Source organism: Streptomyces sp. NPDC101178 (assembly GCF_044767965.1).
In the GTDB taxonomy this organism is placed as follows: Bacteria; Actinomycetota; Actinomycetes; order Streptomycetales; family Streptomycetaceae; genus Streptomyces.
Window position 1 is genome coordinate 487,118 of record NZ_JBIWOZ010000005.1, and the last position, 24,804, is coordinate 511,921.

A 24,804-nucleotide genomic window follows, 5' to 3' on the forward strand; every position below is an offset into this window, starting at 1 on the left:
GGTCCCCGGGTCGGTGCTCTAACACCGCCGGGGGCCGCTCCATATGCGCATGCGTCACCCACATGCACACACAGAACGTGATGTCACGATTACGGTACCGCAACCTGAGGATTCAGGTAGGCGCCGATCACCGAACCACCCACACCGTCCACATCCGCGACTCCAAGGACCTCACCGTCCCCGCGCTCGCCGTCTCCTCCACCACCTGGACGTCCTTCGTGGAGTTCGCCGCCTCCTGAGAGGCGCGCGCGGTCAGGTGAACGAAGGCCACCGGGCGGCGGCCCACTCCCGCCAGCCCGCCCACCCGGGCGGTGGGCCGGAGATCGCACCGCTTTCCCGTTCCGCCGCGTCCGGCTCCTCGAACTGCGCCCATCCGTGCAGGATGTCGGCCTCGGTCATCGGGAAGGTCTCCCCGGCGGCAGTCGCCCAGCGGTGGGCGATCCGGGTGCGCTGGGTCTCGGCGTCGACCGGCAGGTAGATCAGCCGGAAGCGCGCGCCCGCCGCCTCCGCCAGCCACCGGATCGCGGATCGTTCGTCCCGGGACCAGCAGCCGTAGTCGACCACCACGCTCGTCCCCACCTTGACCGCCTCCAGGGCGAGCCAGAGCATGCGCCCCTCCAGCACGTCCCGCTTCCCGTCCGCCTCGGCCTCGCCGAAGAGCGGAAGCATCCATTCGTCGGGCGTCAGGCGCAACGCGCCGTGTTCCTCGGCGAGCTGTCCGGCTCTCGTGGTCTTTCCGGCTCCGGGCAGGCCGACCATCAGGAACAACGTGGTCACGCCCAGATCGTGTCAGGAGGTGGGGATGGACCACCACCACCTTTCCGGGCCAGCCACGGACTGAGGTCCGGCCGCACGGTGCCGATCCGAAATTCTCTGCGCGGATCCGGACGTCTTGCGATCATGCCGCCACGGAATCACCACCGTGGCAGGGAGCGAAGAGATGCAGGTACACGTCCGCCCGTACGAGGCACGGGACCTCGACCCGATAGTGGATCTCTCACTCCGCGCCTGGGTGCCCGTCTACGAGAGCTTCGCCAGAGTGCTGGGGCCGGAGGTCTTCCAGCGGCAGTACCCGGACTGGCGTACGTCCCAGCGGGATGAGGTCGTAGCGGCCTGTACCGAGGGCAAAGCGCATGTCTGGGTCGCCGAAGCCGGGGCAGGAGTGGTCGGCTTCGTCGCCGTGGTGCTGGAACCCGAGGGCGGCGCGGGAGCAGTCGAGTTGCTAGCGGTCGACCCCGAATGCCAGGGGCAGGCGGTCGGTACGACGCTGACGGAGTTCGCGACCACCTGGATGAGGGAGGCCGGGGTGACCCTGGCCTCCATCTGGACCGGCGGCGACCCGGGCCACGCACCCGCCCGGAGAACGTACGAGAAGGCCGGGTACACGGCGTTGCCTCTGGTCCGCTACTACAAGGCCCTGTAGGCGAGAGGCCGCCGGCAGCGTGCGGGCGCTACCGGCTCGCCAACGCCTCTCGCGCCGCGTTGACGAGCCGGTGGGCATCGGCGCCGTACACAGCCGACTCCCGCAGCGTCGCCCAGGTCCGCAGGTACGTGTCCACGCTGGCCGCATCGTCGATCCACAGCTCCGCATGCCAGTTCTCGACGATCACCTGGCGGTCGTCATAGACCCAGAAGGCCGTAGCCGGCGGGATCTTGAGTGAGGCGGACAGCGGGATGATTCCCAGCTCCACCGTGTCCAGTCCGACGGCTCCCGCCAGACGGTCCAGCTGGGCCGCGAGCACTGACGGCGGGCAGACCAGGGCGTGCAGGGCGGACTCCCACATGATGAGGTGGAAGCGCTTCGAAGAGTCGTACAGCTCTCGTTGCCGCTGCATGCGGGATCGGACCGCTTCCTCGGTGTCACGCGGTGACCGCTGCAGTTCGGCGTACCTCGTGAAGATCGCCCGCGCGTAGTCCGGGGTCTGGAGGATGCCGAAAACCATGGAGGGCTCCCAGCCACGGAACACCGTGGCCCCGGCATGAGCATTCAGGTGGGTGTCCTGGACCGCCTTGTGGCCCGCGGCAAGCTGCCGCCGCCAGGACCTGATGTGCGACTCGAACCCCCTGAGCCGCGCCAGCAGTTCGTCATACACGTCCGGCCGGCCGGTTGTCACCGTCCAGGCGCGCAGGTCCTCGGGCGAGGGCGTCTGCCTGCCGTTCTCCAGCCTGCTGACCTTGGACTTGTTCCACCCGGCCTGCCCAGCGAGCTCCGCGCCGGTGAGTCGGCCACCGGCGGCGGAGAGACGGAGTTCGCGCAGCCGTACTCCGAGTGCCTCTCGCGCCTGCTGGTAGTCCGTGCTCACCGGTACACGCCTGTCTCAGCTCTCCTTCGCGGTCAGCTTCTTGGCCAACTCCGTGTAGTGCACGGCGTGATGTTCCGCCGCGTCCCGCACCATGGCGTACCGCATTACCTCGGCGGGCTGTGTGATCAGTTCGATGTCGACCAGGTTGTCAGTGTCGTCGAAGTTGAGCAGCGCGACCAGCCTGGAGTCGAAGAGCCAGAAGTCCTCGGCGGGCAGGCCGAGCCGATCGGCATCCTCGCGCCGCAGGTTGCGGATCCTCTCGCCGACCGCACTGTTGCGCCGCGCATTGTCGAGCAGGTAGAGCTGGCCGGGCGTGGGCGGATCGTCGACGATGCGGACGCGCTCGAAACGCTTGCCCAGTGCCACCTGCTCGCGGCGCTCGCAGCACCATGCCGTGTCGGCTCCGTCCCAGTTGACGGGCGCCCCACGGGTGAACTGGGCGTACGTTTCGGTGAGCTCGTCGGAGGCGTACCGGCAGCGCGTCTCCAGGCGCCAGGCGGTGTGCTCGAACTGGGTGAAGAGTCGGTCGAACTCCTCCAGTCCGATGATGTCCGGCACCCGGACCGCGTCCCGCGGACCGAAATCGACCAGCAGCTCGCGCGGGACCACGACAGGCACCTCACCGTCGCTCAGGTGCCTCAGTTGAGCGATGTCATCGGGGTCGGTGAGAGGGAGGCCGTGAACGACGACCTCACCCGTGTCGAGGTCTTCGTGAAGGGACGGGCATCCGTTGACACCGCTGCCTGTGCCGTTGAATCGCAGCCGCCGAGCCATGGTCGAGTCCTTCCCTGGGGGACAGGTCCCTCCCAGCCTCCATGAGGCGGCCGCCCGCAGTCCTGGTTGCCGTCGTCCTGAATCGACAACCTTGCGCAACCTCACCCCACAGGCGAGCAACAATGCGCAACTCCCCTGCCGCCCGACGGCTCTCCCTCGCTAGCTTCGCTCCCAAGGCCGGAGCACTGCGAGACCTGGGACCTGAGTGCCGAAGCCGCGACGAAGAAGGAGTAGTTCATGAACGTAACGCTCCACCGGTCCACGGGCATCATCCGCACGCGGGACCCGAGACAACTTCTCAACGCGGTACAGCCTCTCGTCCAGCACCTGACCGTCAACGTGCTGGACGGCGGGATGACTCTCTGGGACCGGGAGGTCGCCCTTCTGCTGCGTGACCACACGATGGTCCGCGACATGGCCGAACACATCCTCGGAAACGCCGTCATGTACACCATCGGCTGCATGGAGAACCCGCAGGTCCACCTGGGGGTGGGCAAGCTCGTCGACATCGGTGTCCACCAGCTCATCCTCGACACGCCGGTCTGGTGGGCTCTCTGCGAGGCCTACAACGAAGGCCGCTACAAGCACCACGCTCCGTTCGTCGAGAGGCGTCGCGACGGCTTGTGCCTGCGTACGGCGGACTTCCTGCGGTCCATCGGCTTCGATGTCGACGAGGAGCTGTGGGCGATCGACGGCACGGAGTGCTCGCCGTGCGACAACAAGGTCCCCGACAGCCACTGACCGCTCTGCGCCGGTCCCTGCCCTCGCGCCCGCCGGAGGGCAGGGACCGGCCTTCACGAAAAGGAACCACCGTGCCCGCGCACCACGACATCGCCGCGGAGACCGAGCTGTGGGACACCTACGCCGGCTCCGCCTTCAAGGACGACGACGTACCGGCCTTCTGCTGGACCCAGTACGCCGGTCACGGCCCCGGCCCTGAAGTGCTCGGCGACCCGGCCTCCGCGCTGGAGATCGGCTGCGGCACCGGCCGCGCCCTCGCGTACCTGGCTCAGCGGGGTGTCTTCACCCGCGGGGTCGACCTGTCGCCGGTCATGGTGCAGAAGACCACCGCGAAATGGGCGGCCGGCGGAGCACAGTTCGTGTGCGCCGAGGTCTTGGAGCACCTGCGTGAGCACGAGGAGACGTACGACGCGGTCTACTCGATCTTCGGAGCCGCCTGGTTCACCGACCCCGGGCGGCTCTTCCCTCTCGTACGCCAACGGTTGTCCCCTGGTGGGGTGTTCGCCTTCTCGCAACCTCCGGCCATCCCGGGCGCCCACGGGCCGCAGGGTATGTACAAGGGCGGCTTCGCGGGCAAGGCCATGTTCACCTACCGCTACAGCTACCGCCCGGCCGTGTGGGAACGCCTGCTGACCCGGGCCGGGTTCGCCACGGCCGAGGCACAGGTACTGGACGCGCCGCTCCCCGGACACATCGGTACGCTCCTGGTCCGCGCTGTCGCTCCGTGACGGGAAGCCCTGCCTCTCCCCCACCCCCGACTCCCTCGTCGATAGCCTCCTGCCCGACGCCCGGCGGTCGGCGGTCAGCGGTCAGCGGTCGGCGGTCAGCGGTCGACGCCCGACGGCCAAGGAGGGGGCGTGACCGAGATGCGCGCGCCGTCAGTCCTGCGTCAACGGCAGGCACTCGGCGAGCAGGTCGAGGACGTCACGCCAGGCTCGTTGCGCGTGCCGGGGGTGGTGTCCGACGCCGGGGACCGTGGGGTGGTCGACCGGCGGGTGGTGGAAGGCGTGCAAGGCGCCGCCGTAGACCGTGAGGCGCCAGTCGACGCCCGCGGCCCGCATCTCGGCGGTGAACGCGTCCCGTTGTGCGGGCGACATGATCGGGTCCTCCGACCCGACCCCGGCCCAGACCGGGCAGCGGATGCGCGCCGCCTCGCCCGGTCGGCCCGTGGTCGTCGCGTTGACCGTCCCGATCGCGCGCAGGGAGGCGCCGGCGCGCCCGAGCTCCAGCCCGACGGCGCCCCCGGTTCCGTAGCCGACGGCGGCGATCCGGTCGGGATCGGTCCGCGGTTCGGCGCGCAGCTCGTCGAGCGCCGCCTGCCCGATACCGCGCATCCGGTCGGGGTCGGCGAGCAGCGGCAGGCAGCGGGCCAGCATCTCCTCCGGATCGGTCAGACAGCGCCCGCCGTGCAGATCGAAGGCCAGCGCCACATAACCCAGTTCGGCGAGAGCGTCGGCCCGGCGGCGCTCGACGTCGCTGAGTCCCATGCCCTCCGGTCCGAGCAGCACCGCAGGGCGGCGGTCGACACCGGCCGGGAGCGCGAGGTGCCCGATCATCGTCAAGCCGTCGGCCGGATACGTCACCGTACGCGTGGAAATCAGCCCATTCGTCGCCGTCGTCGCCGTCGTCGCTGTCGTCGCATTCGTCGTCATGCGGCTGGACTGTAGCGATCGTCGAGCCCGGTCCGGCCGGTGTTCTGCCGTCGGCAGAGCGAGGCTGACCGGGTGCTGTCACGGCCGCGCGATCCGCCGGGCCGTGTCCGGGTGGCGTGATGTGGCGTGATCAGAGGCGACCTTGTCCACCCTGACGCCCGACCGATGCCACCGACGCGCCTGTCAGGCCGGTGGCGTGAGGCGGATGAGGACGGTGATCTGCTTTCCGTCCGGGAGCGCGGTGACCGCGACGTGCTGCGCGAGGCGGCAGACCAGCGGCCAGCCGAACCCGCCGATCTGGCCCTTCTCCCGCTTGTCGGGATCGGTGGTCACCGGTGGGCGCGGACTGGCGTCCTCGACGTTCAGGATCAGGCCGTCGTCGGTGATCCACAGGTCGAAGGCGGTGAGCCCGCCGCCGTGCCGGATCGCGTTGGTGACGAGTTCCGAGGTCACCAACAGCGCGTCCGCCAGCACCCGGGCACCGGCTTCCTCGTCCTGCAGATCCGGAGCGCCAAGAGCCATCAGCTCCCGTACGAGGGTGCGCGCGGCAGCCGCCGTCGCGGGCGGGCCGACGCCTGGCCCCGACAGAGGGGCCGCCTGGGTGTGATGCGGGACACCCCCCGCACCGGCATCGGTTCTGGCACAGTCATCGGTCATCGCACATCACCTGCCCTGGCCTCCTGCCGGCATGCCCCGCCCATCCTCACGCCGTCGCGTGCGGCGCGCCGGCGGCAGGGCCGTTTGAGGGCTCCGGGCGGAACCCTCGGCCTCTGACCGCCATGGAAGGCCCAAGGGCGATCATACGGACGGAATCCGCCCCGGGCCCGCCCCGCTCCTGCTCGACGATTCCTGCTCGACGATCAGATGGTGTTTCACCCGGCCGTGGGAACGACCTGGCTCGGAGTGGCTGATGTATGGGACGGTGGGGGGACAAGAGACCGAGCCGGTGCGATCCTGTGTCGACTCTTTGGGAGCCGGACGTTGCCCCCTCCCCGGGCATCCGGCCCCGCCCTAGCCGTCTGGAACCCCGCACCCGGGGCTCTCGTCGTCTTCGGGCTCAGCAACCCCCAGAAGGGGGGCGCACCCCATGCACATCACGACCGAACTACACGGCCGCGGCGCCACACTCACACCGCGCGGCGACATCGACTTCGAGAACCTGGATCAGCTCCGGGCCTGTCTCACGGGACTCCCCGACACCGTGACCGAGGTGATCTGGGACCTGCACGCCGTCACGTTCGCGGACGTCGCCGGGCTTCACCTCCTCAGCACACCGACCACCCCCGCGCAGGTCACCCTGACCAACCTGACGCCGTCCTTCACCCACCTGCTGGAAGTGGCCACAGCCACCTTCCCGGACCAGGGATGGGACCGGCACCTGCCCGCCCCGGCGGGCCGAGGGGCCGTGCGTACAGCGGCCTGAGACAGAACCGCACCAACCTGGACCAACCAGGACCGACCGGCAGACGCCCCGGGATGCCGCCCCGGGGCGCTGCTGACATGAGGTCAATATTCCGGGGTACTGGCCTGGACCAATAGGAAGTGAGGGGGTACCCCCATGCCCTGGAGATCCCAGGCCCGTGTCCACATGCGCCGAGAACAGGGCGCTCTGGTGGTCACCGCCTACGGCGACTTCGACACCGACGAGGGTGACCTGCTCCCCGCCGCCTGGAGCGAGGCCGAGCAACAGGCCCTGCCCGTCACCGTCCTGGACCTGTCCGGCGTCACCTTCGGCGACAGCTCCTTCCTGGACGCCCTGCTCCGCGCCCGTCTGATGCACCTTGCCGCCGGCCGCCGCCTGGTCCTCGTCGGCCCTCTCCAGCAGGCCGTCATCACGCTGCTGACCGTCACCCAGGTACTGGAGCACTTCGACATCGCCGACACCCTGGACCAAGCCCTGGGCGGCGAACCCCTCCCCGACGACGGCGTCGGTGTAAGCCCCGGCGACGGCGCTCCACCGCCCTGACCGGCCCTCACGGCGCGGTGCGGCGGGTACGTATGAGTGCCCGGTACGTATGGGTGTCCGCGTACGTATGGGTGCCCCGGTTCGCGCGAGTCAGCCCGTTGGAGGGTTCCCCATGATCACCTGGCGTCGTCTCACCGAGGACGACTTCCCGCTGCTGATCTCCTGGCTGGAGCAGCCGCACGTGGCCCGGTGGTGGAACCACGAGACCTCGATCGAGGCCGTACGACGCGACTTCGGGCCCGCCGTCAGGGGGGAGGAGCCCTCGGAGGAACTGCTCGCCCACCTCGACGGGACCCCGATGGGACTGCTGCAGCGGTGCCGGCTGGCCGACTACCCCCCGTACCTGGTGGAGGTGGCCGCCCTCGTCGAGGTCCCTGACGGGGCCATGAGCATCGACTATCTGATCGGTGAGCCGCAGCTCATCGGCCGGGGGCTCGGGCCGCGGATGATCCGGTCCGCCCTCCAGGCGATCTGGGACGAGCACCCTGACGCCCCTTGCGTTCTCGTGCCCGTATCGGCCGCCAACCGGGCCTCCTGGCGGGCGCTGGAGAAGGCCGGGATGCGGCGGGTCGCCGAGGGGGAACTGGAGCCGGACAACCCCGTCGACGGGCGGGACCACTACCTCTACCGGGCCGATCGGCCCTGACCTCGATGGCCCGGCCGGGCCGGGTGAGGCGGGCCGAGCGGGAGGGACAGGCCGGTTGAGAGGTGCTGTGTGCTCAGGCGGGAGCCTGGCCCGTCTCGAAGCGGCTGATGCGGTCGCCGGTGACCGTGAAGGACCAGCGCGTCCGCATCGTGCCCCACGTGTCGTTCGTGTAGTCCACGACGAGGGTGCGGCCGTCGTCCGAGGCCTGCACGACGTCCATCCGGCCGTTCGCCTTCGGGGAGAAGATCTCCTTCTCCGTCCAGGCGGCCAGATCCCGCTCGCTGCCGTCGTCGGACATCGTGGCGTCCTCGGTGAGGACGGCGGTGAAGGCGGCCTCATCACCCGCGTTGACGGCGGCGACGAACCTCTCCACCACCGGGTCGCTGATCGATGTGGTCATGGTGTTCCTCCTCGGTACGGGTACAGGTACGGGTGCGGGTGCGCGTACGTCCGGGACGGGTGGTGGCCCGTCCCCGCAGATCCGTACCGAGTCTCTGCCTCTCGGCCCGCCGCCGCATGTCGAAGCGGCGGCGGGCCGAGAGGCGAAGGTCCGAGAGGCGAGGAGGCGGCCCTCAGCCGGCGAGAACCTCACCGAAGTACGACAGACCCTTCGGCCCGCCCACCGACCCCGCGCCGAAGGTCGTCGCGCCCGTGGCCGTGATGCCGCCCTTGCCGGTCTTGAAGAGCCAGACCCCGCCCTCGCCGTTGTTCTCGGCGAAGGCGCCGACGATCAGCTCGGCCCGGCGGTCCTTGTTGCTGTCCGTCAGCCGGACCGAGGCACCGAACTGGTCGCGTGCCTCGGCGCTGCCCGGTACACCGGCCGTGTTCTGCGTGAAGCTCTTGGCGCCCGTGCCGTTCAGCCCCTTGGCCGAGCCGCGCAGCACGACGACCGAACCCGCGTCGATCCTGCCCGAGACGTCCTTGCCCGGGACGCCGACCGCGATGTCCGCGTAGCCGTCACCGTTGGTGTCACCGGCGGAGAGGCTCCAGCCGAAGCGGTCACCCTTCGTCGCGGAGCCGGGGACGCCGGCCGTCGCCTGGGTGATGCGGGCCGGCGTACGGGTCGAGAGACCGGCGGCGCTGCCGTACGTCACGGTGACCACGCCTCCGGGACCGCCGTTGGGCTCGTCGGCGGACTTCTCCATGAAGTTGCCGGTGACGATGTCGCCGTAACCGTCCTTGTTGACGTCGGCGATGACCGCGTCGTACCCGCCGGCGACCTTGCCGGACGGCTTGAGGCCGGTCTTGCCGCCCTTGTAGAGGACGCTACGGGTCCGGTACGCGTTCCCCTTCTGCTCCTGGCCCATGACCAGCAGGTCCGTGGCGCCGTCGCCGTTGACGTTCCCCGCGACGATCCGGTCGGCGTTGATGCCGGTCTGCGCCGTCGTGTCGATGCCGACGAGGCCCGCCGCCCTGCCGGTGCGGGAGATCGGGCCCTTGAAGATGTTCAGTTCGGGCGCGGAGATGTTCACGGCGGCCAGGTCGGTGCGCCCGTCACCGTCGAAGTCGCCGGTGGCCAGGCCCCAGCCCAGCTCGTTGCGGTACTTCGGCAGCGGCGCGGCGATGTCGACGCCCCTGGTCAGGCCCTTCGCGCTGCCCCAGACGACGGTGATGGCGCCGTAGGAGCTGGTCGAGCCGATCCGCTCAGAGTGCACGCCGACCACCAGGTCGGTGTAGCCGTCGCCGTCGAGGTCACCGGTGGTGAGCCGGTCGCCGAAGTAGTCGCCGGACTCCGGCGCACCGGGGATGGCGGCGCTCGCCTGGCTGATGATGGTCCGCTTGGACTTGTTCAGGCCGTTCTTGGTGCCGTAGACCACGGCCACGTAACCGGCCTTGGCCTTGTTGCCCGCCTTGCCGAGCGGCGCGGCGATGGCGAGGTCGCGGTAGCCGTCGCCGTTGAAGTCGCCGGATATCCCGGACGGCGCGGCGGCGGCGCTGCCTCCGCCGGCCAGGAGCAGCCCGCCGACGAGGGCCGCCGAGGCGGTGGTCGCGAGAGTGGTGCGCAGGTACTGCTGCATGCGTGTCTTCTTCTCCTACGGCACGCGGGACCGCCGGTACGGCCGTCCGATTCGGTGTTCCGGTCCGGCTGCGTGGGGGGCCGGGCCCGGCTCACGCCAAGGCTCCCGGCCCGGCGCACGCACCGTTCGGTGCAGATGAGACCGATCATGCGGCCGGAAGGTTGTACGGGGTCCGTCGGACGACGGCCGGCTCGGACGGCGACAGGCGGGTCGACTCGGACCGGCGGCCGGCGGGTCGGCTCGGACGACGGCCGGTGCGCCCGGCTCGGACCGGCGGCCAGCGGGTCGGCTCGGACACCGGCCGGTACGCCGGCGCTCAGGCGGCGGCCAAGCCGTCGAGCGACCGGGCGAGCTCCCCCGGCGCCTGGAGATGGGCCACATGCCCCTGCCCAGGGAGTACGTGGACCTCGGCGCGCGCCACCCGCCGGGCGACCTCCTCGAACGCCGTCCCGTACGGGGCTCGCCCGCGATTCAGCTCACCGACGATCAGGTCCACCCGGTCCGCCCGGCCGGCTAGCGCTTCGGGCACGGCGTCCCCGTACAGCGCGGCGAGCTCGGCGCAGGCGGGCCCGGCCAGGCGGCGCAGGGCCTCCCACCCCTCCCGGTCCGCGCGCAGCGCCTCCACCACCGCCGCGTCGAGTCCCGCGATCCGCCGGTGCACGATCTCCACGACCGCGTCCAGGTCCCCCGCCTCCTCGGCCGCCCTGAGGTCCGGGAGCACGCCGAGGCCGAACGGCCGTATCACCGGCTCGTACGCGATCACGTGGGGCAGAGGCCGCTCACCGGCGGCCAGCAGGGCGATCAGGCCTCCGTAGCTCCACCCGAACAGCGCCTCCGCACCCGGGAACGCGTCCAGCACCACGCCCAGGTCCTCCACCTCGGCCCGCAGCGAGTAGGTGCTGGTCAGCGGCCCCGAAGGCGTGCGGCCTCGGCGGTTGACGACGGCCACCGACGGCCACGCGCCGATCGCCGCCGCGACGCCCTCCCACCCCCGCGCGTCGCTCATCGCCCCGGGGACGACGACGAGACCGGGGGCGCCCGGGTCTCCGTACACGTCCACCGTGACCCAGCTGCTCGTACCGACCGGGAATGATTTCTGAATCGTTCGCTCCATAAACCCATTATGGAGCGAACGATCTACAATGCAAGGGTGCCCCAGCCCACCCGTGGACGACCACGAGCCTTCGACCGCGATCGCGCCCTCCTCGACGCCGCCCGACTCTTCTGGCGCCGCGGCTACTCCGGCACGTCGACCCGCGACCTGACGGCGGCCCTCGGGCTCTCCACCTCCAGCCTCTACGCGGCCTTCGGCAGCAAGGCCGAGCTCTTCGAGGAGGCGGTGCGGACGTACGCGGAGCGGTACCGGGAGATCTACCAACAGGCTTCTGAGGCAGCGGACTTGGCGACCGCCGTGGAACGCATCCTCATCGACTCGGTCCACGAGTTCACCCTGCCGGACGACACCCACCCCGGCTGCCTGCTCAGCAGCGCCGCGATGGCCGACAGCACGAGCACCCTCGACACCAGCGCCTACTTCGCCGAACTCCAGGGCTCGAACGAGCGGGCCCTTCTCGCGCGTATCGAACGCGCGGTACGGGAGGGCGAGTTGAGCGCCGATACCGATCCGGCGGCCCTGACCGGGGTCGTCCAGTCCGTCTGGCACGGACTGTCGGCGCGCGCCAACCTGGGTGCGGAACGAGGTGAGTTGCTCGCCACGGCCCGCCTCGCCCATCGGCTGATCTGCCGGGATCTCACCCCGGCGGCAGAGAACCGGACACGCCCCACCCGGCTCATGCGCGGGGAAGATCCCCCAACCGGCTGAGGAAGACGTCCCGTTCCCGGCACGTCGTGTGCGCGGGCCACAGCGCGTGGACCGGCACGTAAACCGGCGGCTCCAGGTCGACGACGTACGCCGCACCCGCCGCCGCCGACCCCGGCGGCGCGGTGACGAAGGCGATGCGGCCCGTCGCGGTGACGGCGGTGATGGGCGGCGTGCCCTGCACCGGGTTGCGCCGCGTGTCGGGTTCCACGCCCGCCTGGCGGCACAGGCCGATCAGCAGGTCCGTGTACGCGGACGAGCCGGACTCGCCCCACACCGTGAGCGGCTCCCCGCGCAGGTCGGCCAGGGCCACGGCGGGCCGCGCGGCGAGCGGATGACCGGCGGGGACCGCGACCCGGAGGCGGTGTTCGGCGATCCGGGCGCGGGTGAGGCCCGTGTCGGCGGGCATGGACCGGCTCAGCCCCACGTCGCAGGCACCGGTGAGGAGTTGGTCGCGGAGCTCGTCGGGGAAGAGCTGGCGCACGTGGGCCTGGATGCCGCGCTCCTCCGTACCGGCCCGGGTCAGCAGCTCCACCACCTCCTCCGCGGTGACCGCCGGGGTGTGGCCGATGCGCAGGTGGCCGTCCTGGCCCCGGCCGACGCGCCGGGCGCGCTCCAGGGCGGCGCCGGCCTGCGCCCGGAGCGCGCGGGCGTCGTCGATGAGGGCCTGCCCGGCAGGTGTGGGGGTGACGTGCTGGTGGCCGCGGTCGAGGAGCTGGACGCCGACGTACCGCTCCAGGGTGCGGATGGAGGTGCTCAGCGCCTGCTGGCTGAGGTGCAGCCGCTCGGCCGCCCGGGTGAACCCGCCCTCCTCCGCGACGGCGACGAGGTGCTCCAGCTTGTGCAGGTCCAGGGTCACGCGGCCCATCCTCCCGTACGTTTGAACAGGGGGTCAGCGGACCGTGTAACCACCGTTGGCGAAGATCGTCTGCCCGGTGATCCAACCGCCCTCCGTGACCAGGAACTTCACCAGCGGCGCGATGTCCTCGATCTCCGTCAGCCGGCCGCCCATCGCCTGGGACTTGTGGAACTCCACCCGCTCCGGCGTCTCCTGCGGGTAGAAGAACGGCGTGTCCATCGGCCCCGGCGCCACATTGTTCACCGCGATCCCGCGCGGCGCGAACTCCTTGGCCGCCGCCCGGGTGAAGTGCTCCAGCGGGGCCTTGGCACCCGCGTAGGTGGCGTACCCGTCGGTGAAGGCGGCGAGCAGGGAGGTGACCAGGCTGACGATGCGACCGCCGTCGTTGAGCCGGGCGCCGGCCTCCTGGAGGAAGAAGTACGCCGCCTTGGAGTTGATCGCGAACATGCGGTCGTACTCCTCCTCGGACGTCTCCGCGATCGGCTTACGGAGGACCATGCCGGTGGTGTTCACGGCCACGTCCACCCCACCGAAGGCGTCGAGTGCCTGGTCGAAGAGGCTGCGTACGCCCTCGACCCGGGTGAGGTCCTCCCGTACGACGATGGCCTGGGCACCCGTGCCGCGTACCGCCTCCGCCGTCTTCTCGGCATCGGCGGCGGTGTTCTCGCCGTGGTAGTGCACGACCACGTTCGCCCCGGCCTCGGCCAGGGTCCGGCTGATGAGCCCGCCGAGGTTCTTGGCCCCTCCGGCGACGACCGCGCTCTTCCCGTTCAGCAGCTGCTGCTCGCTCATGGTGACGGTCCTTCTCTCCGGCCGCATGTATCGGTATGCGGCGTTGGTGGGTGTTCGTTGCAGTTTCCGTCGTCCACGCTAGGAGCGCCCCCGGGACCGGGGGAAACACAAAGATCGGGTCGGTCCACCAGGAAGATGGATCGCCGCAGGTCAGCGGTGGCGTGAAGGGGCCGGAGAGGCGGCCGGGAAAGGCGTTGACGTACGCGTACGGGTCACGAAGGATCGGCCCGTGACGATCAACCAACGGCCCTCGGCCGTGGCGGAGCAGACTTCGCGACGGACACCGGCCCGCCCCATCGCACTCATCACCGGCGTCGGCCGCTCCATCGGCATCGGCGCGGGCATCGCCCGGCAGCTGGCGGTCTCCGGCTGGGACATCGCCTTCACCTACTGGACGCCGTACGACCGGCGGATGGAGTGGGGCGCCGAGAGCGGGGCGGCCGCGTCCATCGCGCGGGAGCTGGAGGACGCCGGAGCCCGTACGGCGGCGATCGAGGCGGACCTGACCGATCCGGACGGCCCCAGCCGCATCTTCGACGAGGCGGAGCAGCGCCTGGGCCCGGTCACCGCGCTCATCCTCTCGCACGCGGAGTCGGTGGACTCGGGGCTGCTGGACACCACCGTGGCGGCGTTCGACCGGCACTTCGCCGTGAACGCGCGGGCCAGTTGGCTGCTGATCCGCGAGTACGGGCTCCGGTTCCGCGGCGAGAACGGGAGCGGGCCCGCCACGAAATCGGGCGTGGGCCTGGGCGCGGGCCGCATCGTCGCGCTCACGAGCGACCACACCGTGGGCAACCTCCCCTACGGCGCGAGCAAGGGCGCCCTGGACCGCATCACGCTGGCCGCCGCGCACGAGCTGGCCCACCTCGGCGTGACCGCCAATGTCGTCAACCCCGGCCCGGTGGACACGGGTTGGATGAACGCCGAGCTGCGCACGGCCATCGCCCAGGGCACCCCGCTCGGCCGTATCGGCACTCCGCAGGACACCGCGCACCTGGTGGACTTCCTGTGCTCGCCGCAAGGCCAGTGGGTCAACGGGCAGTTGCTGAAGAGCAACGGCGGCGCGGCGCCCTGAGCGCGCCCGGGAACGCCATGCCCCGCAACCCTGTCGAGTCCTGGCGGAACGTCTACTGTTTGCCTGGTCCATGTAGTGCACAGGGGGTCGCATGCAAGGCGAAGACAGGTCCGGGGCGGGAGCCGGCGGCGACGGCCGCGGTGGTCCGGAGGACCGCTGGGCGGACGACGGCCGTCATGTCCCCGAGGACCGCCGGGCGGACGACGGCCGCGGTGTCCCCGAGGATCGCTGGGCGGGTGACGGCCTCCAGCGCGCGGACTCCGGGACCGCGCAGGAATGGCCCAGGACACCGCCACGCGGCCGCCCGCAGGTGGTGATCGAGGGCCGCTACGAGCTGCTGGAACCGATCGGCAGCGGCGGCATGGGCGAGGTGTGGCGGGCCCACGACCGGCGGCTGCGCCGCTTCGTCGCCGTGAAGGGCCTGCTCGACCGGAACGCGATGACCGCCGGAACCCAGGCCGCCGCGATGCAGCGGGCGCGCCGGGAGGCGGAGGCGATCGCCAAGATCGAGCATCCAAATGTGGTGACCGTCCACGACCAGGTCGAGACCGACAACCAGGTCTGGATCGTGATGAAGCTGCTCGAAGCCAGGTCCTTGGCGGATCTCCTGCGGTCCGAGCGGGTGCTCGCCGTCCCGAGGGCGGCGGACATCGGCCTCCAGATCCTCCAGGGCCTGCGGGCGGTGCACGCGGCGTCGGTCGTCCACCGCGATGTGAAACCCGGCAACGTGCTGGTCCGGGACGACGGACTGGCGATCCTGGTGGACTTCGGGATCGCCACGTTCGAGGGCGCGGCGCAGGTGACCCGGTCCGGCAGCGTGATCGGCACGCCCGCGTACCTGGCACCCGAACTGTTCACGCCCGGCTCCCCCGGCCCCACCCCGGCGTCCGACCTGTGGGCGCTCGGCATCACGCTGTACGAGATGACCGAGGGCAGGGTCCCGTTCGCCGGCGGCGAGGTGTGGGAGGTCCAGGAGAACATCCGGCAGGCCCCCGACCCGGCTCTCCGGTACGCCGGCCCGCTCGCCCCGGTGATCCAGGGCCTCCTCTTCCCGGACCCGGCCGAGCGGCTGGACGCGGCGACGGCGGAGGCGATGCTGCGGGAGGTGCTGGGCGACCCGCTCGCCCGGAACACCACCGTGCCCGGCGCGGCGACCCACCCACCGACGGCGGTCTCGGAACCGGCGCCCACCCCCTCTCCGGAGCCTCTCGGCCCACCGGTTGCGGAGCCTCGCGCGGTCGACGGACACCAAGTACGGCGCCGCCCCTGGCTCAAGGCGGCGACGGCGGTGGTGTGCGTGGCCTTGCTGGGCACGGCGGGCTGGCTGGTGGCGCAGGGCGTCGGCGACGACAGCACGGACACGAACGGCACCACCACGGCCGGTTCGGGCGGCCGGGGCGGCGGCAGCACAGAAACGGAGAAGTGGAAGGCCGCCAACCCCCTCCTCAAGATCGGCGTCAAGGACGACCAGCCGGGCCTGAGCAAGTACGACAGGAAGACGAAGACGTACGCCGGTTACGACATCGACCTGGCCTACGCGATCGCCGGTCACCTGGGGTACGACCGTGACGAGGTCGCCTTCACCACCGTCCCGACCGACTACCGGAGCACTGCCCTCCGGACGAAGGGCGTGGACCTCGTCATCGCCTCGTACAGCATCACGCCCGAACGGAAGAGCGCGTCACCCGGCGGCGACAGCGTCGACTTCGCGGGCCCGTACTACGAGGCAAGCCGGAGCTTCCTGGTCCGCGAGAAGTCCAGCAAGTACACGATCAACGACTCCAGCGACCTGCGGCGCCTGGGCGTCGAGGTGTGCACGGCAAGGGATTCGACGTACGAGACGGAGCTGCCGAAACGGGGCTTCACGATGACGGAGTCCCAGCCCAACACCTACCAGGACTGCCTGGACCAGCTGCTGGACGTGACGTCGGACGTCTACGCGGTGGCCTCGGACGACATCATTCTCGCGGGCTACGCGAAGGCGAACCCGGGCAAGGTGCGGCGCCTGGAGAACATCCAGGGCGCGGAGGGCTACGGCGTGGCCATGCGCCCCGGCTCCACGGGCCTGAAACGCGAGGTGTGCTCGGCGCTGCGGAAGATCCTTGCCGGGAAGGTCTGGGAGGACATGTACGAGAAGAACCTGTCGGCCCTGATGGACAACAGGAACCCCCCGGGCCGCCCGGACCTGACGGAGTGCGAGGGGTACTGAGGCTTCCGGGCGTACGGGGGCGGGGCCACGGACCGGGTTACCAGGACCAGGTTGGCGGGCCCCGCCCTCACCGCCCCACCCTCACCGCTCCGGAAACCGCTCCCCGCACCGGCTGCAGAAGACCGGAGCGGGGTCCTCGGACAACCGCCCGCACTCCGGGCAGACCCGGTCGAGCATGCAGGGCCCTTCGCCACCCTCGTACGCGGCCACCGCGCTAGGCGCCTTGATGGCGAGGCCGGGCCGTCGCCGGTGGACGGTGAGATACGTGAGCCCACCCGCCCCCGCGACCAGAGCCCGCCGCGAGGTCCGAGGCAGCCAGAGAACGGTACGCGGCCCCAACACCAGCTCCCCGCCCGCCACCCGCACAAGCCCGCCGCCCTCCAGCACGACGAGCAGCACATCGAGCACGTCTTCCTGATGCTCCCCAACCTCCGCCCCACCCGGAAGCCGCACGAGATTGGCGTCCAACTCCCGCCCCGCCTCGGCCAACTGCCACAACGCGCCGCGCTGGTCGGGACGGGCGGCGGCGAGGACGTCGTCCAGTACGGCGAGGATGCGGGGAGTCGCGTTCACGGCGCCCAGATTACGCCCGGCCGTGCGAGGACGGCCTGCCGAGGAACCCGACGGGCCGTCGCTCAGAGCGTTTCCGCACACAATGAAACCAGGACTATGAAGAGAACGAAGAGAAGGAACGACTTGTGCCCTACCTTCACCGCTCAGACATTCCGGGTGACGCGGCCAAGGCGCCGGGGCGCAATGTGGCGGCCCGCCGAAGACACGACGGACCGCCCGGATCAGCACTTCAAAGCCTCATGAGCAGTGGCACAACGAAGGGGACCAACAGAACCACATCTGTCGGCCTCAGGTACACCCTTTGCTCAACACTGCTGGCGCGTGCCGAAATCTTCCGGCCGTCCTCTTTCAGCCAGGAATCGATGAAATCTCGCGCGCTTCGGGCCGATCTACCGCCTATCACGCTCTGCGAAAACGACCACACACCATATTCCCGTCCCGAATGGACGATCATCAATCCATTATTCTCGCACTTTACCGACAGAGATTCCCTGCCAAGAAACTTTTTCTCCACGACAGGCCCTACATCTCGCACCGACCCACTCGGATCGAGGACAATTCTACACCCGATGGCTCCACGGGCAATGACGGAGAAAATCATTCCGGCTGCCAGATGGATACCGATTCCCCGGAATCCACTTTTCTCAACTTCCGCGAGTCCGAAGAGGGCCAGGAACGGGCCGAGGATAATGATCGCGGCCCAAGCGAACATCACCGTCCCCTTCCGCCTCAGCTGAATCGACCCGTCCTTCCTGTGCCTGATAAAGAGACCTCGTCTTCGACTTCGCGTGGAGTTCACGGACAGTACCCCGCATTTATCGTGCTCTTGGCCGGAGCGCCACAGCTCATTCCAGTGAGAAAAGCATTCTGGACGTAAGCGTTGACAGTCGGACCCACATCAGTCCGTCGGGCATGGCTGGACCTACCCACCGCATGGGTCGGACCTCTTCTCGTCATCTTAGGCGACTTGAACCAACCGCCCTGACTCAACTTCCCGCCACCTGAAGCAAATCTTCCGACGGCTCCGCCGGCAAGCGTGATACCGGCTGTCACCGCTGTCGCTTTCCAATATTCGCCACCCATTTCCGCACCCGCCGCAGCATCCACAGCAATTCCAGCGGAGATAACGACGCCTCCTGCGATAAGACAGGCCCCGGCGGAGGCAGCTATACATACAGCAAAGGCAGCAGACCCTACGACCAGCTTTATGGTATCCGCATTCTCCGCGACCCAGCGAACCGGCCCCGCCTCTTTCAGGTTCGCAGCCGCGTCGCCCCATCTTCCCTTCATGATATTGCCGAAGATGCCGTCCTCTTTGCGCCGCTTCTCCGCGGCCTCCTTCACCCGCTTGGCAGCAGCAGCGTCCGCAGCCTTCTTCGCCCCCGCCTTGATATCGGCCGAGCGCTTCTTGGCGTGACTGTCGTTAACCATGTAGCCGGTGGGATCGGCCTTGTACCCCGTGTAGCGCTTCTTGGCCTCCGTGCCCCTCTTCGGGGTCTCCTTCCACACCCACTTGCCGCTCTTGAGGGTGTAGCTGGCGTACATGCCCCGGTCGGAGGCCCAGCGCTCGTCGCCCTTGACGTTGCCGACGGTGTCGTCGGGGCGTAGGCCCGTCGGGTCGGACTTGGTCAGGGGACTGTTGTGGGCGTAGCTGTAGGCGTTCATCTGCGCCGGGTCACCGAAGTCGATGATCGGGTCGACGGAGACGAAGCGGCTCAGGACGGAGTCGTATTCGCGGGCGCCCAGGTGGGTCAAGCCGGTGGGATCGTTGGTCCCGCCGACGAAACCGCGGGGGCCGAAGACCGATGACTGGGCCGACCGGAGCTGGCCGAAGGGCAGTTGCTTCCTTCGGGTCAGGGCCAGGCTGCCGACCGCGATCGCCGTCATCGCCGTGCCCTGGTGGTCGTTGATCAGGTAGGCGATGGAGTTGCCGTTGCGGACAGCGACGGTCTCACCGTTGTGGGTGTAGTAACGCGTCGCCGTCTTGCTGCCGTTCGCCGCGAGCTTCAGCTCGTCACCATTGGGGAGGGTGAGGGTGCTGGAGCCGTCGCCGTTCTTCGCGATGATCCGGTTGCCGTCGGCGTCGTAGGTGTAGCTGGTCTGCTTGCCGGCCTCGGTGAGGGTGGCGAGCTGGCCCTCGGGGGTCCAGGTCAGGTCCTGGACCGTGGTGCCGATGGTCCGCTTGGTGGTGTTGCCGGCATCGTCGTACTGGAAAACACTGGTGCGCCCGTCGGCCGGGCCGCCGGTGATCGATGCCTGCTGCACCGCGTGGGGACGCTTGGTCCCCGGGGACGGGTGCGTGTAGGTGGTCGTGGCGTCCGATCCGCCGGCCGTGGTGGCGTGCTCGACCTGCTTCGACCGGTTGCCGACCTTGTCGTAGCTGTAGCTGTGCCAGTACGCCTCCGGCCCACCGACCGAGGACGCCGACGGGGCCGCCGCGCAATCCGTCTTCGCTGTCCAGGCCTCGGAGAGCCGGCCCAGCGGGTCGTTGGTGAAGCACTGGATGTCGGTGGACTTCTGTGCGTCCTGGCCGCTGACGTTGGTCACGCCGGTGACATTGCCCGCCGGGTCGTATGCGTACGCGGTGTCGTCGACCCGCTGAGGAACGACGTCCCGGTCGGTGGTCTGCCGGGTCACCTGGCCGGTGTGCTCGTCGTAGAGCAGGGTCTTGTAGACCTTCTTCCCGAGGTCGGCGCTGAACTCCAGGCGGGTGGGGCGGGAGAAGACGTCGTACAGAGTGTTGGCGACCAGGGCGTCGTACTGCCCGCTGGTGCGGAAGGGCAGGTCATTGCTGTTGTAGTTCGTGGTCACCCGCTCGACCGGGATGTCGCCCACGGCAGGGTTAAGGGTCCAGAGCAGCGCCCCGGTCTCCTCGTCGTAGCCGTAGGTCCAGGTGTAGCTGCCTGCAAGGCCGCCCGCCGCGGACGGGACCGTGGTGGTGGTCGAGGTGGGCTGGTAGCGGTCGTTGAATCCGACGGTGGCGGTGGTGTATTCGGCGCCGCCGACGTAACGCGTGCTCTTGGTCAGCTGCCCCTTGGCCAGGGTGTCGTAGGTCCACTTGGACAGGAGCGTGGCGCCCTGCTTGACCTCGTCCTTGCGGCCGAGCACGTCATATGTCGTGGTGAGGGCGATGTCCCGGTCGTCGGTCGTGAGCACGGGTCGGCCGAGATCGTCGTACTCGGTGAGTGTGGTGCCCTTGTCCGGGTCGATGGTCTTCGTCTTCTGGCCCCGGCTGTCGAAGGTGTAGCTCCAGGTGTTGCCGTCGGGGTCGATGACCGAGGACGGCTCGTCGTACTTGCCGTACACGTACCGGGTCTTCTCCGACGTGGTGCGTGCGGCGTCCGTGTACTGCAGGAGCTCGGTCGTGCGTCCGCGTGCGTCCGTCACCGTCGTGGTGGCCGTGCCGCCCTTGGGCGGGATGACCGTGGTGCGGTCACCCTCGTAGACCGTGTTCGTCCGCCACTGTTCGTCACCGAACTTCACGGACAGGGCGTCCGTGACGCGTCCCATTCCGTCGAAGAGGCTCTGTGCCGCGGTCGGGACCGTGTTCACCGCGGCCGAATTCAACGTTGCCGACGGCGCGTCCGTCGCGTAGTACGGCGCATACGTCTGCCACGGCCGGCCATGGGTGTCGTAGTGGGTCTCCGTCATGATCCGGTGCTGCGTGCCAATGGCCGGGGCCTGTGTCTGGCGCTCGCGCAGCAGTCCGTCGTAGAGCGTGTAGGTGGTGCGGTACTCGCCGTTCTGCTTGAGGGTCTTGGTGGTGACGGCGTTCGTCTCGGTCCGGGAGATCCGGTAGCTGTATTCGGCGGAGGGCTTGGCCGGGTTGGCAGCCTTGGTCCAGCCCGGCTCCCATACCTTCAGTACCCGGCCCAGGCCGTCATGGACGGCATCGGTGCGCTTGCCGTTGGCGTCGACCGCGGCGGTGACCACACCCCGGACCGGGTCGTGCGTGGTGGTGGCCACGTGGTCCTTGGCGTTGGTCACGGTGACCGTGGTCGGTGCCTGGAGGGTTGCGGGGGTGTAGCCGGTCCGCGTGGTGGTGACCTTCAGCGCGTCGGTGGAGGTCTTCTCCCGGCCGTGCTGGTCATAGGTGTGGGTCGCGGTGGTGAGGTACCCGGTGCCCTTGGCGTCCTGCTCGTCCAGGCGCGTCACATCGCCCCGGATCGGCGGGGTGGTCAGGGCGGTCGCGCCGTCGTAGTAGTAGCGCTCGGCCGAGACGAGGTCGGCCGGCAGGGCCGGGGTGGTGCCGCAGGGCTTGGCCACGGTCCGGGACTCGGAGATCGTGGTGAGGATGTTGAGCGTGGTGTTGCGGACGTAGGTGTTGGTGGTGCATTCCTCGTCACCGGACTTGGCCGTGTCGCCGAGCGAGGACTCCGTCAGCACCTGGCCGACCGGGTCGAAGGTCCGCTCCAGGCGGGTGGTGCGCCAGCCCGCTCCGACGGCGGTGCGGGTCTGCTCGATCTTCCCGCCCGTGGCGTACGCGTGGAGCGGGGGCAGCCCTTCGGCCCGGGCCTCGCTGGCGGTCGCGGCCGAGCGCCACGGCTCGTAGCTGGTGGTGGATTCCAGCTTGCCGCCGTCGCCGTTGTAGGTGGCCTCCTCACGGGTCATGCCGGCGAAGGCCTCCCGGTCGGTGACGGCGATCCCTTCGGTGTCCTTGACCGAGGCCCCGTCGATACCGCGGAAGTAGCGGTACTCCTTCAGAGTCCGCTTGTCGGGTGCCGCACCGGTGCGGACCTGGACGCGGCCGTACCCCTTGCGGTCGCCGTACGTCAGGTGCTCGGCCACGGTGAACTCGTCGTCCTTCGACTTGGTCCAGGCCATGCCGTCGAGGTACGCGTAGTCGGTCCGCTTGGCGGGAGCGCCGCCGGTGACGTCGGTCTCCAGGACCTGGGTGACGACATAGGAGTGGAACCAGTCGAGATACGGCTCGTAGTTCGCCCCGGGGGCTTCGGGCGGGGACCACTTCACCGGATAGCAGCGCCGGTTGTTGGACGTGGGTGTGGGGATGCTGCCCGCTGCGCAGTCGGTCGGCGAGTAGGTGACGCCGATCCGTCCGCCGGTCTCGGTGTTGATCCCGTAGACGCGGTAGCGCCAGAACGGCGGCACCGGGTCCGGCTTGCCGCCGGTGGTGGCGCCTTCCACACGGTTGGGCCGTGTCTGCCCCAGGAAGGTCACCGCGGGGAGGGTGACGGAGCCGGTGCCGCCGTGACCGGTGCGCGTGATCGACGCCAGCCACAGGGCCGGGTCACTGCCGTCACCCGGCGAGGGGAACTGGTGGGTGAAGGCCCAGGAGTCGACCGGCTTGAAGGCCGTGCCGACGAGGACCGACGTGTCGATCTTCGTCAGGCGCTTGCGGCTCCAGAAGGACGGCGAGTAGCGGTCCTTGCACTCCGTGCCCGAGGCGCAGTAGCGGTCGAAGGGAACGTCGGGCCAGTTCTTGGCCTTGGCCTTGTCGAACGTTGCGCAGTCGCTCAGGCAGCGCTCGCTGCTGGTGAACTCCACCTTGGCAGCCGGCTGGGCGTAGAAGTTGCCGTCACGCAGGCCGTACTCGATCCGCTTGAGGTAGCCGCCTCGGGTGTAGGGGGTCGCGGTGGAGGCGCCGGTGCTGGGGTTGACGTTGCGACCGTAGTAGTTGGTCTCCTTCTCCCAGTAGTACGACATGGCATCGCCGTGCGGGTCGATGACCGCGTCGAGGTTCCACCGCCAGGCCTGCTGGCACCAGGCATCCTTGAACGCCGCCGCGTAGCACGGCTCGCCGGTCTGGTTGCCGAAGACCGGAACCGTCCACGCGGAGTTCGTCTCCTCCTTACCTGCGGCCCAGCCGGATGGGCGGTTGTAGCCGAAGTAGTAGCGCGTGCCGTCCGGGGTCGTGATCCGCCAGTACTCGCCGTCGTTGTCGCCATTGGGTCGCGCGGTGCTGGCGAGCTTGGCGACCTTGGTGCCGTCGTCACCTTCCAGCCGCCACTGGCCGGTGGTGTCGTCCTTGATGAGGGTGTTGGAGCGACCGCCGAGGTTGATGACGGCGTTGTCCTTCTTCCAGCACAGATCCCCGACCTTGGCTGTGGTCGTGCTGTTCTTCGTGTCGTCGGTGCAGGCGATGTACTGGCGCTCGATGTAGCCCGGCTCCATCGACCAGCCGTCGCCGACGCTGTTCGCCTGGTTGTTCGTCGAGGCGGTACGCCCGTCGACCGCCTGGGAGGAGTAGCCGAGCTTCAGCTCCGGGACGGCGGAACCGGCGACGGCCGGAACGTCTATCGGGTAGGTCCAGGAGAACCCGCCGTTCGAACCACCGGCGGACCAGGAGGAGGACGGGGAGAGCGAAGTGGCCACGAAGTTGCCCGACGGGCCTGCCACCGCGGCGGTCGCGGCCAGCAGCACGGTGCCGCCGGAGACCGACTGCGTGCCCGCCGACCGCGCCACCGGAGCGGTACCCGCGGCCTGCGAGCCGGAGGCGGGGGCAGCAGCCGCGGGCAGGGGAACCGAGGCCTTCAGCGTGCCCTCGCCGGCATCGTTGCTCGTGGTGAGGGACTGGCCCGTGGCGCAGCCCTTCTCGCCCGGTGTGGTCAGCGCACAGGCAGGAAGCGTCTTCAAGGCGAGGCGGGACGCCCAGCCTCCGCCGTAGGCGTCTCGGAAACCGGAGTAGTCGACCTCGACGTCCACGCTCCCTTCGGCCCCGGCGGTGGGACGCAGGGCGAGCACGACACCCTCGACACCCAGCGACTCGGTGGTGGCCCGGTCCAGGACCTGGACCTGGACCTGCTGGGGACCCGCGGCCTGGGGCCTGCCTGAGACGGAGGACAGGGCCGACGCCTTGGCCGGGGCCGCCGTCCCCGGTGTGGTGCGGCCCACGCTGACAGGCAGCGAACCGGCCTTCACCGGAGCCCCGTTCTCCCGGAGTGCGGGAGTCGCGGTACCGGGCTCAGGCCAGGTGACCTTGGGCGACTTCCACGGGTGCTGGGCCGCCTGGTCGGGCTTCGGCGACAGCTGCTTCGTCACCTCCCGGGTCGGCACCGGGTCCGGCCTCTCCAGCTTCAGCAGATCCAGGTCGGCGGCGGCCGCAATCGGCCCACCGAGCAGTCCCAACAATAGGAACGCGGCCAGACCGGCGGCTATGAGCCGCGCCCGTCTCCTCATACGTCCGGTACTGACGCCCCCACCCGAGAACATGCGCAGAACTCCCCACCCGTTGGCAAAAATTGGCAGACGAGCACGGAAGTTAGCAGGACTTTCACATTGTCAGCACACAGATTCCATAACGATTCGAAGCCTTTCAGCCACCAATCAAAGGGAGAGGATGCTCAATTCATTGGCATATTCACCTAAATGAGAAGAATGAGCGGCATCAAATGGGCAACCTGACACCTCGTCAATGGT

23 protein-coding genes are annotated in these 24,804 nt (G+C 69.6%); 10 read left to right on the top strand and 13 right to left on the bottom strand.

What is annotated here, in order from left to right; translation table 11 throughout:
• The first annotated feature begins 80 nt into the window (after positions 1 to 80).
• On the top strand, positions 81 to 239 hold the full coding sequence (locus ACIRR8_RS18095) for a DUF397 domain-containing protein (protein WP_404065334.1): 159 nt from the start codon (positions 81 to 83) through the stop codon (positions 237 to 239).
• Between the two features lie 13 nt (positions 240 to 252).
• On the opposite strand, the gene ACIRR8_RS18100 is transcribed toward ACIRR8_RS18095, so the two are convergent.
• Positions 253 to 777 carry an AAA family ATPase gene (locus tag ACIRR8_RS18100; RefSeq protein ID WP_404065336.1) on the bottom strand — a complete coding sequence of 175 codons (525 nt, stop codon included), beginning with the start codon at positions 775 to 777 and terminating at the stop codon, positions 253 to 255.
• A gap of 163 nt (positions 778 to 940) precedes the next feature.
• On the opposite strand from ACIRR8_RS18100, the gene ACIRR8_RS18105 reads away from it, so the two are divergent.
• The gene (locus ACIRR8_RS18105; RefSeq protein WP_404065339.1) at positions 941 to 1,423 is read left to right on the top strand and encodes a GNAT family N-acetyltransferase; all 483 of its coding nucleotides are present in this window, start codon (positions 941 to 943) and stop codon (positions 1,421 to 1,423) included.
• Positions 1,424 to 1,451: 28 nt separating this feature from the next.
• Here ACIRR8_RS18105 and ACIRR8_RS18110 read toward each other — a convergent pair whose 3' ends face one another.
• Positions 1,452 to 2,303, bottom strand: coding sequence for a helix-turn-helix domain-containing protein (locus ACIRR8_RS18110; RefSeq protein ID WP_404065342.1), 852 nt, complete (start codon positions 2,301 to 2,303; stop codon positions 1,452 to 1,454).
• A gap of 15 nt (positions 2,304 to 2,318) precedes the next feature.
• Positions 2,319 to 3,077: a DUF6879 family protein gene (locus tag ACIRR8_RS18115; RefSeq protein ID WP_404065344.1), complete on the bottom strand. Its 759-nt coding sequence runs from the start codon at positions 3,075 to 3,077 to the stop codon at positions 2,319 to 2,321.
• A 237-nt stretch (positions 3,078 to 3,314) separates the two neighbouring features.
• Between ACIRR8_RS18115 and ACIRR8_RS18120 the strand changes: the two genes are divergently transcribed.
• Together ACIRR8_RS18120 and ACIRR8_RS18125 are read left to right on the top strand one after the other, a co-directional pair.
• On the top strand, positions 3,315 to 3,818 hold the full coding sequence (locus ACIRR8_RS18120; RefSeq protein WP_404065346.1) for a hypothetical protein: 504 nt from the start codon (positions 3,315 to 3,317) through the stop codon (positions 3,816 to 3,818).
• Positions 3,819 to 3,889: 71 nt separating this feature from the next.
• Entirely contained in the window at positions 3,890 to 4,546 is a 657-nt protein-coding gene (locus ACIRR8_RS18125) for a class I SAM-dependent DNA methyltransferase (protein ID WP_404065348.1), read from the top strand.
• A gap of 150 nt (positions 4,547 to 4,696) precedes the next feature.
• Here ACIRR8_RS18125 and ACIRR8_RS18130 read toward each other — a convergent pair whose 3' ends face one another.
• Both ACIRR8_RS18130 and ACIRR8_RS18135 read right to left on the bottom strand, forming a co-directional pair.
• The gene (locus ACIRR8_RS18130; RefSeq protein ID WP_404065349.1) at positions 4,697 to 5,470 is read right to left on the bottom strand and encodes a dienelactone hydrolase family protein; all 774 of its coding nucleotides are present in this window, start codon (positions 5,468 to 5,470) and stop codon (positions 4,697 to 4,699) included.
• A 183-nt stretch (positions 5,471 to 5,653) separates the two neighbouring features.
• Positions 5,654 to 6,127 carry an ATP-binding protein gene (locus ACIRR8_RS18135; protein ID WP_404065352.1) on the bottom strand — a complete coding sequence of 158 codons (474 nt, stop codon included), beginning with the start codon at positions 6,125 to 6,127 and terminating at the stop codon, positions 5,654 to 5,656.
• A 430-nt stretch (positions 6,128 to 6,557) separates the two neighbouring features.
• Between ACIRR8_RS18135 and ACIRR8_RS18140 the strand changes: the two genes are divergently transcribed.
• From ACIRR8_RS18140 to ACIRR8_RS18150, 3 genes are all read left to right on the top strand, one after another.
• Positions 6,558 to 6,893 carry an STAS domain-containing protein gene (locus ACIRR8_RS18140; RefSeq protein WP_404065355.1) on the top strand — a complete coding sequence of 112 codons (336 nt, stop codon included), beginning with the start codon at positions 6,558 to 6,560 and terminating at the stop codon, positions 6,891 to 6,893.
• Between the two features lie 135 nt (positions 6,894 to 7,028).
• A complete protein-coding gene (locus ACIRR8_RS18145) occupies positions 7,029 to 7,436 on the top strand; it encodes an STAS domain-containing protein (RefSeq protein ID WP_404065358.1) in 408 nt (135 codons plus the stop codon).
• 112 nt (positions 7,437 to 7,548) lie between these two features.
• A complete protein-coding gene (locus ACIRR8_RS18150; protein ID WP_404065361.1) occupies positions 7,549 to 8,082 on the top strand; it encodes a GNAT family N-acetyltransferase in 534 nt (177 codons plus the stop codon).
• A 73-nt stretch (positions 8,083 to 8,155) separates the two neighbouring features.
• Here the strand turns inward: ACIRR8_RS18150 and ACIRR8_RS18155 are convergent, their stop codons facing one another.
• The 3 genes from ACIRR8_RS18155 to ACIRR8_RS18165 all read right to left on the bottom strand — a co-directional run bounded on the left by ACIRR8_RS18155 (position 8,156) and on the right by ACIRR8_RS18165 (position 11,214).
• Positions 8,156 to 8,482, bottom strand: a complete 327-nt coding sequence (locus tag ACIRR8_RS18155; protein ID WP_237327243.1) for a nuclear transport factor 2 family protein — start codon at positions 8,480 to 8,482, stop codon at positions 8,156 to 8,158.
• 172 nt (positions 8,483 to 8,654) lie between these two features.
• Positions 8,655 to 10,100: an FG-GAP and VCBS repeat-containing protein gene (locus tag ACIRR8_RS18160; RefSeq protein ID WP_404065364.1), complete on the bottom strand. Its 1,446-nt coding sequence runs from the start codon at positions 10,098 to 10,100 to the stop codon at positions 8,655 to 8,657.
• A 316-nt stretch (positions 10,101 to 10,416) separates the two neighbouring features.
• Positions 10,417 to 11,214, bottom strand: coding sequence for an alpha/beta fold hydrolase (locus tag ACIRR8_RS18165; RefSeq protein WP_404065367.1), 798 nt, complete (start codon positions 11,212 to 11,214; stop codon positions 10,417 to 10,419).
• A gap of 36 nt (positions 11,215 to 11,250) precedes the next feature.
• Between ACIRR8_RS18165 and ACIRR8_RS18170 the strand changes: the two genes are divergently transcribed.
• Positions 11,251 to 11,922: a TetR/AcrR family transcriptional regulator gene (locus ACIRR8_RS18170; RefSeq protein ID WP_404065370.1), complete on the top strand. Its 672-nt coding sequence runs from the start codon at positions 11,251 to 11,253 to the stop codon at positions 11,920 to 11,922.
• On the opposite strand, the gene ACIRR8_RS18175 is transcribed toward ACIRR8_RS18170, so the two are convergent.
• Positions 11,891 to 12,778 carry a LysR substrate-binding domain-containing protein gene (locus tag ACIRR8_RS18175; protein WP_404065373.1) on the bottom strand — a complete coding sequence of 296 codons (888 nt, stop codon included), beginning with the start codon at positions 12,776 to 12,778 and terminating at the stop codon, positions 11,891 to 11,893. The two genes, ACIRR8_RS18170 and ACIRR8_RS18175, sit on opposite strands and share 32 nt — an antisense overlap.
• Before the next feature lie 33 nt (positions 12,779 to 12,811).
• Positions 12,812 to 13,570, bottom strand: a complete 759-nt coding sequence (locus tag ACIRR8_RS18180) for an SDR family oxidoreductase (RefSeq protein ID WP_404065376.1) — start codon at positions 13,568 to 13,570, stop codon at positions 12,812 to 12,814.
• Between the two features lie 229 nt (positions 13,571 to 13,799).
• Here ACIRR8_RS18180 and ACIRR8_RS18185 point away from each other — a divergent pair, with 229 nt between their 5' ends.
• On the top strand, positions 13,800 to 14,645 hold the full coding sequence (locus tag ACIRR8_RS18185; protein WP_404065379.1) for an SDR family oxidoreductase: 846 nt from the start codon (positions 13,800 to 13,802) through the stop codon (positions 14,643 to 14,645).
• Between the two features lie 91 nt (positions 14,646 to 14,736).
• The gene (locus tag ACIRR8_RS18190) at positions 14,737 to 16,854 is read left to right on the top strand and encodes a serine/threonine-protein kinase (protein WP_404065382.1); all 2,118 of its coding nucleotides are present in this window, start codon (positions 14,737 to 14,739) and stop codon (positions 16,852 to 16,854) included.
• An 81-nt stretch (positions 16,855 to 16,935) separates the two neighbouring features.
• Here the strand turns inward: ACIRR8_RS18190 and ACIRR8_RS18195 are convergent, their stop codons facing one another.
• The 3 genes from ACIRR8_RS18195 to ACIRR8_RS18205 all read right to left on the bottom strand — a co-directional run bounded on the left by ACIRR8_RS18195 (position 16,936) and on the right by ACIRR8_RS18205 (position 24,564).
• Positions 16,936 to 17,427: a hypothetical protein gene (locus tag ACIRR8_RS18195; protein WP_404065385.1), complete on the bottom strand. Its 492-nt coding sequence runs from the start codon at positions 17,425 to 17,427 to the stop codon at positions 16,936 to 16,938.
• A 229-nt stretch (positions 17,428 to 17,656) separates the two neighbouring features.
• Positions 17,657 to 18,139, bottom strand: coding sequence for a hypothetical protein (locus ACIRR8_RS18200; RefSeq protein ID WP_404065387.1), 483 nt, complete (start codon positions 18,137 to 18,139; stop codon positions 17,657 to 17,659).
• Positions 18,140 to 18,222: 83 nt separating this feature from the next.
• The gene (locus tag ACIRR8_RS18205) at positions 18,223 to 24,564 is read right to left on the bottom strand and encodes an RHS repeat domain-containing protein (RefSeq protein ID WP_404065390.1); all 6,342 of its coding nucleotides are present in this window, start codon (positions 24,562 to 24,564) and stop codon (positions 18,223 to 18,225) included.
• Positions 24,565 to 24,804: the final 240 nt, after the last annotated feature.